The sequence below is a fragment of the Streptomyces sp. NBC_01618 genome (genome assembly GCF_045209435.1).
Classification (GTDB): Bacteria; Actinomycetota; Actinomycetes; order Streptomycetales; family Streptomycetaceae; genus Streptomyces.
The window spans coordinates 4,769,238-4,782,623 of record NZ_CP109297.1 but is presented as its reverse complement, the minus strand read 5'-3'; the positions used below and the strand labels follow the sequence as shown (position 1 = coordinate 4,782,623).

Genomic DNA, 13,386 nt, shown 5'->3' with positions numbered 1-13,386 from the left:
AGACGAATCCGTCAAGTTTGCCCACCCGGGGAGATCCTTAGACCTCCACAAGGGGGTCATATCAGCCGAGGGGGTCCGGCGCCGCCTCGGCTGCCGACACCTCCCACACGCAGCCCTCGCGAGCTCGGCGCCGGGGCGCCTCGCAGGCTTCGGGCAGCTGCGCCGGGCTCCGCCCGCCGGGGAACAGTCAGGCCAGGGGGTCCGGCGCCGCCTCGATGCCGTACTGGGCCAGCTTCGCCTTCCCGCAGTCGGGGGCGGTCAGGACCAGGGGTCCCTGCTCGGTGAGGGCGATCGAGTGTTCCCAGTGGGAGGACCAGGTGCCGTCCGTCGTGATCACGGTCCAGTCGTCCTGGAGCACCTCGGTCTGCGGCGTACCGAGGGAGACCATCGGCTCGATCGCCAGGCAGACGCCGGGGACGAGCTTGATGCCCTTGCCGCGCTTGCGGGCGACGTAGTTCAGCAGATGCGGGTCCATGTGCATCTCGGTACCGATGCCGTGGCCGCCGTAGTCCTCGATGATCCCGTACTTGCCGGTGGCGGGGCGGGGCTGGCGGCGGATGTAGGACTCGATCGCCTTCGAGATGTCGACGAGGCGGTTGTTCACCTTCATCGCGGCGATACCGGCCCACATGGACTCCTCGGTCACCCGCGACAGCTCGATCAGCTCCGGAGCATGACCGGTGCCCACGAAGGCCGTGTACGCGGCGTCGCCGTGCCAGCCGTCGACGATCGCGCCGGCGTCGATGGAGATGATGTCGCCGTCCTTGAGGACGGTCTTGTCGTCCGGGATGCCGTGGACGACGACCTCGTTGACCGAGGTGCAGATGGTCGCGGGGAAACCGCCGTAACCGAGGAAGTTCGACTTCGCACCGTGGTCGGCGATCACCTTGCGGGCGACCCGGTCCAGGTCCAGCGTGGTGGCGCCGGGCACCGCCGCCTCGCGGGTGGCCGCATGAATGGCAGCGACCACCAGCCCCGCCTCACGCATCTTCGCGATCTGCTCGGGGGTCTTGATCTGCACCATTGCACGGCGCCTCTCTGCATCGGACTGCATCGAACGGTGATGTCTGCGGCGTACTCAAACAACGATACGGCGCAAACAGTCGGCCGCGGCGCCCATGGACGCCGCGGCCGACTGCACAAGTACTGCGGGTTCTGCGCTCAGCCCTGGTCGGACTTGAGAGCCTCCATCGCCCGCTCGGTCACATCGGTGACCTTGCCGAGCGCGGAGATGGTGACCACCAGGTTCTGGGCCCGGTAGTAGTCGATGATCGGCTCGGTCTGCGTGTGGTAGACCTCCAGCCGGGTGCGCACCGTGTCCTCGGTGTCGTCGTCGCGCTGGTACAGCTCGCCGCCGCAGACGTCGCAGACGCCCTCGGCCTTCGGCGGGTTGTACGTCACGTGGAAGACGTGCGAGCCGTCGTTCCGGCAGATCCGGCGGCCGGCGATGCGCTTGACCACCTCGTCCTCGGGGACCTCGAGGTCCAGGACCGCGTCCAGCTTGGTGCCCTCGTCCTTGAGCATGGCGTCAAGGGCCTCGGCCTGGCCCACGTTGCGCGGGAAGCCGTCCAGCAGGAAGCCGCTCTCGGCGTCGGGCTGGGACATGCGGTCCTTGGCCATTCCGATGGTGACCTCGTCCGGTACCAACTGCCCCGCGTCCATGTAGGCGCGGGCCTGCTTGCCAAGGTCGGTGCCCCGGCTGATGTTGGCGCGGAAGAGATCGCCCGTGGAGATCTGTGGAATCGACAGGTTCTTGGCAAGGTACGCAGCCTGCGTTCCCTTGCCGGCACCGGGCGGCCCGACGAGGACGATTCGCATCAGCGGAGGAACCCTTCGTAATTGCGCTGCTGGAGCTGACTCTCGATCTGCTTCACGGTCTCCAGACCCACACCCACGATGATGAGGATGCTTGTCCCGCCGAAGGGGAAGTTCTGATTAGCGCCGCCGAAGCCTGCCAACGCCATCGTCGGCACAAGAGCGATCAGACCCAGGTACAGCGAGCCCGGCCAGGTGATCCTGTTGAGCACGTAGCTCAGGTACTCAGCAGTAGGTCGACCGGCCCGGATACCGGGGATGAAGCCACCATACTTCTTCATGTTGTCGGCGACTTCCTCGGGGTTGAACGAAATCGCCACATAGAAGAAGGCGAAGAAGACGATCAACAGGAAGTACGCCGTGATGTAGTACGGGTGGTCGCCCTTGACGAAGTGGTCCTTGATCCAGGTGGCCCAGCCCGCAGTGGAGTTGGAGAACTGGACGATCAGGGCCGGGATGTAGAGCAGCGAAGAAGCGAAGATGACGGGAATCACACCCGCCTGATTCACCTTCAGCGGAATGTACGTCGAGGTACCGCCGTACGACCTGCGGCCGATCATGCGCTTCGCGTACTGCACCGGAATGCGGCGCTGGGCCTGCTCGACGAAGACGACGAGGCCCACCATCACGAAGCCGATCAGGATGACGGTGCCGAACTCGATCCAGCCGTCGGCCAGCTTGCCGCTGGTCTTGATGGCCCACAGGGCGCCGGGGAAGCTGGCGGCGATCGAGATGAACATCAGGATCGACATGCCATTGCCGATGCCGCGGTCGGTGATGAGCTCACCGAGCCACATGACGGCCGCGGTGCCCGCGGTCATCGTGACGACCATGACGATGGTCGTGAAGATCGACTGGTTCGGCACGATCTGGTCGGCGACCGGGCAGCCGCTGAACAGCGCGCCACTGGTGGCGGTGGCCACCAGGCCGGTGCCCTGGAGGATGGCGAGCGCGACGGTCAGATAACGCGTGTACTGCGTGATCTTGGCCTGGCCGGACTGCCCCTCCTTCTTGAGCGCCTCGAGTCGGGGAATCACCACGGTCAGCAGCTGAAGAATGATGCTGGCCGTGATGTACGGCATGATGCCGAGCGCGAAGATCGTGATCTGCAGCAGTGCACCACCGCTGAACATGTTCACCAGGCCGAAGAGGCTGTTGTTGCCCTTGCTGGCCTGATCAACACAGGTCTGGACGTTCTCGTAGCTCACTCCCGGTACGGGGATGTGTGCCCCGAGCCGGTAGATCACGATGATGCCGAGCGTGAAGAGCAGCTTCTTGCGCAGGTCGGGCGTCTTGAACGCCCGGGCGAACGCGGTGAGCACGGTGCCTCCTGCGACCCCCCGCGCAAAGCGTAGAGGTGACGGTATTGAGGATCGACGAATACTTAACAGTCAAAGGTCCCCAGGCGGGTGCCCAGGGGGATACCACACAACAACGGACGCCACCTTACCGGCGACCATGCCCACCTAGGAACGACCAACCGGGGATGCCCCAAATGAGAGGCATCCCCGGTCGGATGTTCAGGCCATCGAGTCGTCTCAGACGAGCTCGGTGACGGTGCCGCCGGCGGCGGCAATCTTCTCCTTGGCGGAGCCGGAGACGGCGTCAACCGAAACCTGCAGCGCCACGGAGATCTCGCCCTGTCCGAGGACCTTGACGAGGTGGTTGTTGCGCACCGCACCCTTGGCGACCAGGTCGGCCACGGTGACCTCTCCACCCTCGGGGTAGAGCGTCGCGAGCTTGTCCAGGTTCACGACCTGGTACTCGGTGCGGAACGGGTTCTTGAAGCCCTTGAGCTTCGGGAGACGCATGTGGAGGGGCATCTGCCCACCCTCGAAGCGCTCCGGAACCTGGTAACGGGCCTTGGTGCCCTTGGTGCCACGACCGGCGGTCTTACCCTTGGACGCCTCACCACGACCCACACGGGTCTTGGCGGTCTTGGCGCCCGGGGCGGGCCGGAGGTCATGGGCCTTCAGCGGCTTGTTCTCCGCCATGTCAGTCGACCTCCTCAACCGTCACGAGGTGGCGGACGGTGTGAGCCATGCCGCGGAACTCGGGACGGTCCTCCTTGACAACCACGTCGTTCAGGCGCTTGAGCCCGAGCGAACGCAGGGTGTCGCGGTGGTTCTGCTTGCTGCCGATGTACGACTTCGTCTGCGTGATCTTGAGGCGAGCCATTACGCACCCGCTCCCGCACGTGCACGAAGCAGAGCCGCGGGGGCGACGTCCTCGAGCGGCAGACCACGGCGAGCCGCGATCTCCTCGGGACGCTGCAGGCCCTTGAGGGCTGCCACGGTCGCGTGCACGATGTTGATCGCGTTGTCGGAGCCGAGCGACTTCGACAGGATGTCGTGAACGCCGGCGCACTCCAGAACGGCGCGCACCGGGCCACCGGCGATAACACCGGTACCGGGGGAAGCAGGCTTCAGCAGGACGACGCCCGCAGCCTTCTCGCCCTGGATCGGGTGAGGAATGGTGCCCTGGATACGCGGAACCTTGAAGAAGTTCTTCTTGGCTTCTTCCACGCCCTTGGCGATGGCCGCGGGAACTTCCTTGGCCTTGCCGTAACCGACACCGACGGTGCCGTCACCATCGCCCACCACGACCAGCGCGGTGAAGCTGAAGCGACGACCACCCTTCACAACCTTGGCGACGCGGTTGATCGCGACAACGCGCTCAACGTACGCGGTCTTCTCGGCGGCAGCTGCGCCGCCGTCACGGCCCTTCCGGTCCCGCCGCTCGCCGCCACCGGCACCGCTTCCGCGGCGCTGGGGTCCAGCCATTGGATTTACCTCTCTCTGTTACGTCCGCTGTGCGTAGGAACCGGGGCTTAGAACTTCAGCCCGGCTTCACGGGCGGCGTCAGCCAGAGCGGCAATCCGCCCGGCGTACTGGTTACCACCGCGGTCAAACACGACGGCCTCGACGCCTGCGGCCTTGGCACGCTCAGCGACCAGGGCGCCGACCTGCTTGGCCTGGGTGCTCTTGTCGCCCTCGCCACCACGGATGGAAACGTCCAGGGTCGACGCCGACGCGAGCGTGTGGCCCGCGATGTCGTCGATGACCTGAGCGACCATGTGGCGGTTGGACCGCGTCACGACCAAGCGGGGACGCTCCGGCGAACCGGAGATGTGCTTGCGGATGCGGATGTGGCGACGCTTGAGGGCGGCACGCTTGTAGGCGTCGCCCTTGGCGATCTTCACGCCGTATGCCATGGCTACTTACCAGCCTTTCCGACCTTGCGGCGGATGACCTCGCCGGCGTACTTGACGCCCTTGGCCTTGTACGGGTCAGGCTTCCGCAGCTTGCGGATCTTGGCCGCGGTCTCGCCGACCTTCTGCTTGTCGATGCCCTCGACGGAGAACTTCGTGGGGGACTCCACCTTGAAGGTGATGCCCTCCGGGGCCTCGATCAGGATCGGGTGGCTGTAGCCCAGGGCGAACTCCAGGTTGGAGCCCTTCGCCTGGACGCGGTAACCGACACCACTGATCTCGAGCGCCTTGGTGTATCCCTGGGTCACACCGGTGATCATGTTCGCCACCAGCGTGCGGGACAGGCCGTGGAGGGCCTTGTTCTGACGCTCGTCGTTCGGGCGGATGACGCTGAGGAAGCCGTCCTCACCCTTGGTGACCTCGATCGGCGACGCGACGGTGTGCGTGAGGGTGCCCTTGGGGCCCTTCACCGCGACCGTGCGGCCATCGATGGTGACGTCCACACCGGCGGGAACCTGGATGGGGAGCTTGCCGATTCGCGACATGAGCTATTCCTCCGTTCCCGACTACCAGACGTAGGCGAGGACTTCCCCACCTACGCCCTTCTTGCTGGCCTGCTGGCCGGTCAGGAGACCGTGGGACGTGGAGATGATCGCCACGCCCAGGCCGCCGAGGACCTTCGGCAGGTTGGTGGACTTTGCGTATACACGCAGACCCGGCTTCGAGATTCGCTTGATGCCGGCGATCGAGCGCTCGCGGTTCGGGCCGAACTTCAGCTCGAGGACGAGGTTCTTGCCGACCTCGGCGTCCTCGACCTTCCAGCCGGTGATGAAGCCCTCCTGCTGGAGGATCTCCGCGATGTGCGACTTGATCTTGCTGTGCGGCATCACGACGTCGTCGTGGTACGCCGAGTTCGCGTTACGCAGACGCGTGAGCATGTCTGCGATGGGATCAGTCATGGTCATGAATTGGCCTTCGGCCTCTCTCGCCGGGGTTTCCTGTATGCGCCATCCCTCTCCCCACTCAGTGGCGGGACGGGTGCGGTGCGGGGACCTACGGCGTAGTAAGTCGGTCTTGGGCGGCAGGCGCCCAACCCCACAAGCCTACGGCATGTGAGGGCGGGCTCCTGCCGACCAGATGCTTACCGAGAGCTTCCGTCAATTCCCAACGCCCGGAGGGCGAAGGAGAATTACCAGGAGCTCTTGGTCACGCCCGGCAGCTCGCCACGGTGGGCCATCTCACGAAGGCACACGCGGCACAGGCCGAACTTGCGGTAGACGGAGTGGGGCCGGCCGCAGCGCTGGCAGCGGGTGTACCCGCGAACGCCGAACTTCGGCTTACGGGCGGCCTTAGCGATCAGAGCCTTCTTCGCCACGGTCAGTTCTCCTTGAACGGGAAGCCGAGGTGACGAAGGAGGGCACGACCCTCGTCGTCATTGGTCGCCGTGGTGACCACGGTGATGTCCATGCCCCGGACCCGGTCGATCTTGTCCTGGTCGATCTCGTGGAACATGACCTGCTCCGTGAGACCGAAGGTGTAGTTGCCACGGCCGTCGAACTGCTTCGGCGACAGGCCACGGAAGTCACGGATACGCGGCAGCGCGAGCGACAGCGTACGGTCCAGGAACTCCCACATGCGGTCACCGCGGAGGGTGACGTGGCAGCCGATCGGCTGGCCCTCGCGCAGCTTGAACTGCGCGATGGACTTGCGGGCCTTGGTGACGGCCGGCTTCTGGCCGGTGATCGTGGTGAGGTCGCGCACGGCGCCGTCGATCAGCTTGGAGTCGCGGGCGGCGTCGCCCACACCCATGTTGACCACGATCTTGACCAGACCGGGGATCTGCATGACGTTCTCGAACGAGAACTCCTCACGCAGCTTGCCGGCGATTTCCTCGCGGTACTTCGTCTTCAGACGCGGAGTGGTGGTGGTAGCCATCAGATGTCCTCACCCGTCCGCTTGGCAACGCGGATCTTGTTGCCTTCGTCGTCGAAGCGGTAACCGACGCGCGTGACGACCTTGTTGCCGTCCTTCTCCACGACGAGCTGAACGTTGCTCACGTGAATGGGGGCCTCGGTCGTGACGATGCCACCGGTCTGCGAACCGCGAGCGGTCTGACCGGCCTTGGTGTGCTTCTTGACCCGGTTGACACCCTCGACGAGGACGCGGTCCTGAGCGGGGTAGGCCACGACGACCTTGCCCTGCTTGCCCTTGTCCTTACCGGTGATGACCTGAACCAGGTCGCCCTTCTTGATCTTCATGCTTACAGCACCTCCGGCGCGAGCGAGATGATCTTCATGAACTTCTTCTCGCGCAGCTCACGGCCCACCGGGCCGAAGATACGGGTGCCGCGGGGGTCGCCGTCGTTCTTCAGAATGACGGCGGCGTTCTCGTCGAAGCGGATGTACGAGCCATCCTGGCGACGACGCTCCTTGACGGTGCGAACGATGACGGCCTTGACGACGTCACCCTTCTTCACGTTGCCACCGGGGATCGCGTCCTTGACGGTGGCGACGATGACGTCACCGATGCCCGCGTAGCGGCGACCCGAACCACCGAGAACACGGATGGTGAGGATTTCCTTCGCACCCGTGTTGTCGGCGACGCGAAGTCGCGACTCCTGCTGGATCACGTCTATCTCCTGATCGTCTGCCGGTTCCCGGCGGGGGCCACTCCGTTACCGGAGCGGACCCCCACCGAGCCTGGCGGAACCTGCCTGAGGGGAATGCCCCTCAGGAATTACTTGGCCTTCTCGAGGATCTCGACGATGCGCCACCGCTTCGTGGCGGACAGCGGCCGGGTCTCCATCAGGAGGACGCGGTCGCCGACGCCTGCGGCGTTCTGCTCGTCGTGCGCCTTGAGCTTGTTCGTACGGCGGATGACCTTGCCGTACAGCGCGTGCTTGACACGGTCCTCGACAGCGACGACGACGGTCTTGTCCATCTTGTCGCTGACGACCAGGCCCTCACGGGTCTTGCGGAAACCGCGGTCAGTGTTCGTCTCAGTCACAGTCTTCTCGCTCATCAGGCGCTCTCCACCGTCTCGATGCCCAGCTCGCGCTCGCGCATCAGGGTGTAGATCCGGGCGATGTCCTTACGGACGGACTTGAGCCGGCCGTGGTTCTCGAGCTGCCCGGTCGCCGCCTGGAAGCGGAGGTTGAACAGCTCTTCCTTGGCCTCGCGGAGCTTGTTGAGGAGCTCCTCGTTGCCCAGCTCGCGCAGCTCGGACGCCTTGGTACCGGCCGACATCACGACTCACCTGCCTCGCGCCGAACGATCCGGCACTTCATCGGAAGCTTGTGAGCAGCGCGGGTAAGCGCCTCACGAGCAATCTTCTCGTTCGGGTAGGACAGCTCGAACATCACCCGACCCGGCTTGACGTTCGCGATCCACCACTCGGGAGAACCCTTACCGGAACCCATGCGGGTCTCGGCAGGCTTCTTCGTCAGGGGACGGTCCGGGTAGATGTTGATCCAGACCTTGCCGCCACGCTTGATGTGGCGGGTCATCGCGATACGAGCTGCCTCGATCTGGCGGTTCGTCACGTACGCCGGGGTCAGCGCCTGGATGCCGTACTCGCCGAACGCAACCTGCGTGCCACCCTTGGACATACCGCTGCGCTTCGGGTGGTGCTGCTTGCGGTGCTTGACCCTACGGGGGATCAGCATTTCGGTCAGGCCTCCGTTCCGGTGCTCTCGGCAGCCGGAGCGGCAGCGGCGGGAGCCTCGGCCTTGGGGGCCTCGGCAGCCGGAGCCGACTGCTGCTGCGGCTTGCGACCGCGACCGCCACGCTCGCCACCGCGGCCACCGCGGCCGGCCGGGCGGTCAGCGCCGCCACGGGCCGGACGGTTGCCGGCGCGGGCAGCGGCGTTCTCGGCGCGGACCTCGGCGATGTTCTTGACGTCGCCCTTGTAGATCCAGACCTTCACACCGATGCGGCCGAAGGTCGTCTTGGCCTCGAAGAAGCCGTAGTCGACGTTCGCGCGGAGCGTGTGCAGGGGCACACGGCCCTCGCGGTAGAACTCCGAGCGGGACATCTCGGCGCCGCCGAGGCGGCCACCGCACTGGATCTTGATGCCCTTGGCGCCGGCCTTCATCGAGCTCTGCATGCTCTTGCGCATGGCACGACGGAAGGAGACGCGGGAGGAGAGCTGCTCGGCGACGGCCTGGGCCACCAGCTGAGCGTCCACCTCGGGGTTCTTGACCTCGAGGATGTTCAGCTGGACCTGCTTGCCGGTCAGCTTCTCCAGCTCGCCACGGATGCGGTCGGCCTCGGCGCCGCGGCGGCCGATGACGATGCCCGGGCGGGCAGTGTGGATGTCAACGCGGACGCGGTCGCGGGTGCGCTCGATCTCGACCTTCGAGATGCCGGCCCGCTCCATGCCCTTCGTCATCATGCGACGAATGGCGACGTCTTCCTTGACGTAGTCCTTGTACAGCTTGTCGGCGTACCAACGGGACTTGAAGTCCGTGGTGATGCCGAGCCGGAACCCGTGCGGGTTTACCTTCTGGCCCATTACCGGGTTCCTTCCTTGCTGCTGACGACCACGGTGATGTGGCTGGTCCGCTTACGGATCCGGTAGGCACGGCCCTGAGCACGCGGACGGAACCGCTTCAGGGTCGGGCCCTCGTCCACGTACGCCTCGCTGATGACCAGCGAAGAGGCGTCGGTGTGGTCGTAGTTGTGTGCAGCGTTGGCAATGGCGCTGTCCAGCACCTTGCCAACCGGCACGCTCGCGGCCTGCGGGGCGAAACGCAGGACCGCCTGAGCCTCCGTGGCATCCATGCCACGGATGAGGTCCACCACGCGGCGGGCCTTCATGGGCGTGACGCGGATGTACCGCGCCTGGGCCCTGGCTTCCATGGTTGTCCCTTCGGTGTGAGTCATAGTCGTTTCCACCCCGCGGTTAGCGGCGCTTCGACTTCCGGTCGTCCTTGACGTGGCCGCGGAAGGTGCGAGTCGGCGAGAACTCGCCGAGCTTGTGGCCGACCATCGACTCGGTGACGAACACCGGGACGTGGATCTTGCCGTTGTGCACCGCGATGGTGTGACCCAGCATGGCCGGGACGATCATCGAGCGACGGGACCAGGTCTTGATGACGTTTTTGGTGCCTGCCTCGTTCTGTACGTCCACCTTCTTGATGAGGTGGCCGTCGACGAAGGGCCCCTTCTTGAGACTGCGCGGCATCTAAACCCGCTCCTAGCGCTTCTTGTTCGTCTTGCGGCGGCGGACGATGTACTTGCTCGATGCCTTCTTCGGCGAGCGAGTACGACCCTCCTTCTGACCCCACGGCGAGACCGGGTGGCGACCACCGGAGGTCTTGCCCTCACCACCACCGTGCGGGTGGTCAACCGGGTTCATCGCGACACCGCGGACGGTCGGGCGGACGCCCTTCCAGCGCATGCGGCCGGCCTTGCCCCAGTTGATGTTCGACTGCTCGGCGTTGCCGACCTCGCCGATCGTGGCGCGGCAGCGGGCGTCGACCAGGCGGATCTCACCCGACGGCATACGAAGGTGGGCCATGGTGCCCTCCTTCGCCAGCAGCTGCACGGAGGCACCCGCGGAACGGGCGAACTTCGCGCCGCCGCCGGGCCGCAGCTCGATGGCATGGAGCGTCGTACCGACCGGGATGTTGCGCAGCGCCAGGTTGTTGCCCGGCTTGATGTCTGCGGCCGGACCGTTCTCGACGCGGTCACCCTGAACCAGGCCACGCGGGGCGAGGATGTAACGCTTCTCGCCGTCCGCGTAGTGGAGCAGCGCGATGCGCGCGGTGCGGTTCGGGTCGTACTCGATGTGCGCGACCTTGGCCGGCACGCCGTCCTTGTCGTGACGACGGAAGTCGATCACTCGGTAGGCGCGCTTGTGGCCACCGCCCTGGTGGCGAACGGTCACACGACCGGCGTTGTTACGGCCGCCCTTGCTGTGCAGGGGGCGGACCAGCGACTTCTCCGGCGTGGACCGCGTGATCTCGACAAAGTCGGCGACGCTGGAGCCACGACGGCCCGGGGTCGTCGGCTTGTACTTGCGGATACCCATTTCTCAGTCCTCGTCCGATTCCGGACGACTCGACCTCCGTCAGGAGGTCGGGCCGCCGAAGATGTCGATACGGTCGCCCTCGGCGAGGGTCACGATGGCGCGCTTGGTGTCAGCGCGCTTGCCGAAACCGGTCTTGGTGCGCTTGCGCTTACCCTGCCGGTTGATCGTGTTGACCCCGGTGACCTTGACCGAGAAGACCGCTTCCACGGCCTGCTTGATCTGGGTCTTGTTGGAGCCGGGCGCGACGATGAACGTGTACTTGTTCTCGTCGAGCAGCGCGTAGCTCTTCTCGGAAACAACCGGCTTGACGAGAACGTCGCGCGGGTCCGAGTAGGTCTTGCTGGTAACGGTCGCCTCGCTCATCAGGCGTCGCTCCCTTCGGTCTCAGCGGTCTGGGGGCCAGACACGAAGGACTCGAAGGCGGCCTGGGTGAAGACCACGTCGTCAGAGACGATCACGTCGTACGTGTTCAGCTGGCCCGGCTCCAGGATGTGCACCTGGGGCAGGTTGCGGGCGGACAGCCACGCGGCCTCGTCGGCGCGGTCGACGACCAGGAGCAGGTTCTTGCGCTCCGAGATCTTACCGAACAGCGTCTTGGCGGCCTTCGTGGACACCGCACCGTCGACCACGCCGGTGACGACGTGGATACGGGAGTGACGGGCCCGGTCCGAGAGGGCACCGCGCAGGGCGGCGGCCTTCATCTTCTTCGGGGTCCGCTGCGAGTAGTCACGCGGCTGCGGGCCGTGGACGACGCCACCGCCGGCGAACTGCGGCGCACGGGTCGAACCCTGGCGCGCGCGGCCGGTGCCCTTCTGGCGGTACGGCTTGCGGCCACCGCCACGGACCTCGGCGCGGGTCTTGGTCTTGTGCGTGCCCTGACGGGCAGCTGCCAGCTGCGCGACAACGACCTGGTGGATCAGCGGAACGCTGGTCTTGGCGTCGAAGATCTCCGCGGGGAGCTCGACGGTACCGGCCTTGTCGCCTGCCGGCGAAAGGATGTCAATGGTGCTCATTACCTCAAGCCCCCTTGGCCGCGGTACGGACCAGGACGAGGCCGCCGTTCGGACCGGGGACCGCGCCCTTGATGAGGAGCAGACCCTTCTCCGCGTCAACCGCGTGGATGGTCAGGTTCTGGGTGGTGACACGCTCGTTGCCCATGCGACCCGCCATGCGCATGCCCTTGAAGACACGGCCGGGGGTGGCACAGCCACCGATGGAGCCGGGCATGCGGTGCACACGGTGGGCACCGTGGGACGCCTTGCCGCCCTTGAAGTTGTGACGCTTCATGACACCGGCGAAGCCCTTGCCCTTGCTCTTGCCCGTGACGTCGACCTTGACGCCGGACTCGAACACCTCGGCGGTGACCTCCTGGCCCAGCGTGTACTCGCCGGCGTCAGGGGTGCGGAGCTCCACCAGGTGGCGGCGCGGGGTCACGTCGGCCTTGGCGAAGTGGCCCTTGAGGGGCTTGTTCACCTTGCGCGGGTCGATCTCGCCGAAGGCGAGCTGAACCGACTCGTAACCGTCGCGGTCGTTGGTGCGGACCTGGGTGACGACACAGGGCCCGGCCTTGACGACGGTCACCGGGACGACCCGGTTGTTCTCGTCCCAGACCTGGGTCATGCCGAGCTTCTCGCCCAGGACGCCCTTAATGTTCTTAGCCATCTCGCGCGTCACCTCAGAGCTTGATCTCGATGTCGACGCCCGCCGGCAGGTCGAGACGCATCAGCGAGTCAACCGTCTTCGGCGTGGGGTCGAGGATGTCGATGAGGCGCTTGTGCGTGCGCATCTCGAAGTGCTCGCGCGAGTCCTTGTACTTGTGCGGCGACTTGATGACGCAGTACACGTTCTTCTCAGTGGGCAGCGGCACCGGGCCCGCGACCGACGCACCAGTGCGGGTCACCGTCTCGACGATCTTCTTCGCCGAGGAGTCGATGACCTCGTGGTCGTAGGCCTTGAGCCGGATGCGGATCTTCTGTCCCGCCATGGCTACTAGTAGTCCTGTCTCTCGTAACGCTCTGGAACCCGAGGGCTCTGGTAACTCCGTCTCCGACCCACGCGGTCGGGCGTGTCGCATCCCCTCTACGCAGATCTCCCGAAGGATTTCCCAACCAAGGGGGTGCGGGCCCGAGGACCGCGAGACCGGGGGCGGAACACCCACCGGGTGCCTGGCCGGTACCCCACTGACGCTTCCCGGAAGATTCCCGTACGTCCGACCCGCAGGGGGTCGACGAGTACTGTGGGACTCGCTTCCGGTCCTCCCGGCGGGAGGCGCGCAGCATTGACACTCAACCGAGCAACCTGAGCAGTGTGCCATACGGGGCGCGAGC

At 65.8% G+C, this 13,386-nt stretch carries 24 protein-coding genes; all 24 read right to left on the bottom strand.

Annotated features, from left to right (window positions below; genetic code table 11):
* Positions 1-187 precede the first annotated feature (187 nt).
* Positions 188-1,024, bottom strand: a complete 837-nt coding sequence (gene map, locus OH735_RS22350) for a type I methionyl aminopeptidase (protein ID WP_406383285.1) — start codon at positions 1,022-1,024, stop codon at positions 188-190.
* A 137-nt stretch (positions 1,025-1,161) separates the two neighbouring features.
* Positions 1,162-1,818 (bottom strand): adenylate kinase, encoded by a 657-nt coding sequence (locus tag OH735_RS22345; protein WP_406383284.1) that lies wholly within the window; start codon positions 1,816-1,818, stop codon positions 1,162-1,164.
* Positions 1,818-3,137, bottom strand: a complete 1,320-nt coding sequence (secY, locus tag OH735_RS22340; protein ID WP_406383283.1) for a preprotein translocase subunit SecY — start codon at positions 3,135-3,137, stop codon at positions 1,818-1,820. The genes OH735_RS22345 and secY overlap by 1 nt, the downstream gene beginning before the upstream one ends.
* Positions 3,138-3,353: 216 nt before the next feature.
* Positions 3,354-3,809, bottom strand: coding sequence for a 50S ribosomal protein L15 (gene rplO, locus OH735_RS22335; RefSeq protein WP_018550610.1), 456 nt, complete (start codon positions 3,807-3,809; stop codon positions 3,354-3,356).
* A gap of 1 nt (position 3,810) precedes the next feature.
* Positions 3,811-3,993: a 50S ribosomal protein L30 gene (rpmD, locus tag OH735_RS22330; RefSeq protein WP_030914154.1), complete on the bottom strand. Its 183-nt coding sequence runs from the start codon at positions 3,991-3,993 to the stop codon at positions 3,811-3,813.
* Entirely contained in the window at positions 3,993-4,598 is a 606-nt protein-coding gene (gene rpsE, locus OH735_RS22325) for a 30S ribosomal protein S5 (RefSeq protein WP_030914151.1), read from the bottom strand. Before rpsE ends, rpmD begins: the two co-directional genes overlap by 1 nt.
* Before the next feature lie 47 nt (positions 4,599-4,645).
* Positions 4,646-5,029 carry a 50S ribosomal protein L18 gene (gene rplR, locus OH735_RS22320; protein ID WP_384452137.1) on the bottom strand — a complete coding sequence of 128 codons (384 nt, stop codon included), beginning with the start codon at positions 5,027-5,029 and terminating at the stop codon, positions 4,646-4,648.
* Positions 5,030-5,031: 2 nt separating this feature from the next.
* Positions 5,032-5,571: a 50S ribosomal protein L6 gene (gene rplF / locus OH735_RS22315; RefSeq protein WP_406383282.1), complete on the bottom strand. Its 540-nt coding sequence runs from the start codon at positions 5,569-5,571 to the stop codon at positions 5,032-5,034.
* Between the two features lie 21 nt (positions 5,572-5,592).
* Positions 5,593-5,991 (bottom strand): 30S ribosomal protein S8, encoded by a 399-nt coding sequence (gene rpsH, locus OH735_RS22310; protein WP_030351444.1) that lies wholly within the window; start codon positions 5,989-5,991, stop codon positions 5,593-5,595.
* Between the two features lie 224 nt (positions 5,992-6,215).
* Positions 6,216-6,401, bottom strand: a complete 186-nt coding sequence (locus OH735_RS22305; RefSeq protein ID WP_003948630.1) for a type Z 30S ribosomal protein S14 — start codon at positions 6,399-6,401, stop codon at positions 6,216-6,218.
* 2 nt (positions 6,402-6,403) lie between these two features.
* The gene (rplE, locus tag OH735_RS22300) at positions 6,404-6,961 is read right to left on the bottom strand and encodes a 50S ribosomal protein L5 (RefSeq protein ID WP_093897251.1); all 558 of its coding nucleotides are present in this window, start codon (positions 6,959-6,961) and stop codon (positions 6,404-6,406) included.
* The gene (gene rplX / locus OH735_RS22295) at positions 6,961-7,284 is read right to left on the bottom strand and encodes a 50S ribosomal protein L24 (protein ID WP_398632662.1); all 324 of its coding nucleotides are present in this window, start codon (positions 7,282-7,284) and stop codon (positions 6,961-6,963) included. Before rplX ends, rplE begins: the two co-directional genes overlap by 1 nt.
* Before the next feature lie 2 nt (positions 7,285-7,286).
* Positions 7,287-7,655, bottom strand: a complete 369-nt coding sequence (rplN, locus tag OH735_RS22290; protein WP_003966950.1) for a 50S ribosomal protein L14 — start codon at positions 7,653-7,655, stop codon at positions 7,287-7,289.
* A gap of 107 nt (positions 7,656-7,762) precedes the next feature.
* Positions 7,763-8,047 (bottom strand): 30S ribosomal protein S17, encoded by a 285-nt coding sequence (gene rpsQ / locus OH735_RS22285; protein WP_073786784.1) that lies wholly within the window; start codon positions 8,045-8,047, stop codon positions 7,763-7,765.
* A complete protein-coding gene (gene rpmC, locus OH735_RS22280; RefSeq protein WP_015035581.1) occupies positions 8,047-8,271 on the bottom strand; it encodes a 50S ribosomal protein L29 in 225 nt (74 codons plus the stop codon). The genes rpsQ and rpmC overlap by 1 nt, the downstream gene beginning before the upstream one ends.
* On the bottom strand, positions 8,271-8,690 hold the full coding sequence (gene rplP, locus OH735_RS22275; RefSeq protein WP_014047785.1) for a 50S ribosomal protein L16: 420 nt from the start codon (positions 8,688-8,690) through the stop codon (positions 8,271-8,273). The genes rpmC and rplP overlap by 1 nt, the downstream gene beginning before the upstream one ends.
* A gap of 5 nt (positions 8,691-8,695) precedes the next feature.
* Positions 8,696-9,538, bottom strand: a complete 843-nt coding sequence (rpsC, locus tag OH735_RS22270) for a 30S ribosomal protein S3 (RefSeq protein WP_093540760.1) — start codon at positions 9,536-9,538, stop codon at positions 8,696-8,698.
* The gene (gene rplV / locus OH735_RS22265) at positions 9,538-9,885 is read right to left on the bottom strand and encodes a 50S ribosomal protein L22 (RefSeq protein WP_004571827.1); all 348 of its coding nucleotides are present in this window, start codon (positions 9,883-9,885) and stop codon (positions 9,538-9,540) included. The genes rpsC and rplV overlap by 1 nt, the downstream gene beginning before the upstream one ends.
* A 43-nt stretch (positions 9,886-9,928) precedes the next feature.
* Positions 9,929-10,210, bottom strand: a complete 282-nt coding sequence (rpsS, locus tag OH735_RS22260; RefSeq protein ID WP_003966956.1) for a 30S ribosomal protein S19 — start codon at positions 10,208-10,210, stop codon at positions 9,929-9,931.
* A gap of 12 nt (positions 10,211-10,222) precedes the next feature.
* Positions 10,223-11,059, bottom strand: coding sequence for a 50S ribosomal protein L2 (gene rplB / locus OH735_RS22255; RefSeq protein ID WP_406383281.1), 837 nt, complete (start codon positions 11,057-11,059; stop codon positions 10,223-10,225).
* Between the two features lie 39 nt (positions 11,060-11,098).
* A complete protein-coding gene (gene rplW / locus OH735_RS22250) occupies positions 11,099-11,422 on the bottom strand; it encodes a 50S ribosomal protein L23 (protein WP_014154589.1) in 324 nt (107 codons plus the stop codon).
* On the bottom strand, positions 11,422-12,072 hold the full coding sequence (rplD, locus tag OH735_RS22245) for a 50S ribosomal protein L4 (protein WP_406383280.1): 651 nt from the start codon (positions 12,070-12,072) through the stop codon (positions 11,422-11,424). The genes rplW and rplD overlap by 1 nt, the downstream gene beginning before the upstream one ends.
* 4 nt (positions 12,073-12,076) lie before the next feature.
* A complete protein-coding gene (gene rplC, locus OH735_RS22240; RefSeq protein ID WP_266747960.1) occupies positions 12,077-12,721 on the bottom strand; it encodes a 50S ribosomal protein L3 in 645 nt (214 codons plus the stop codon).
* Between the two features lie 13 nt (positions 12,722-12,734).
* Positions 12,735-13,043: a 30S ribosomal protein S10 gene (gene rpsJ / locus OH735_RS22235; RefSeq protein ID WP_003948644.1), complete on the bottom strand. Its 309-nt coding sequence runs from the start codon at positions 13,041-13,043 to the stop codon at positions 12,735-12,737.
* Positions 13,044-13,386: the final 343 nt, after the last annotated feature.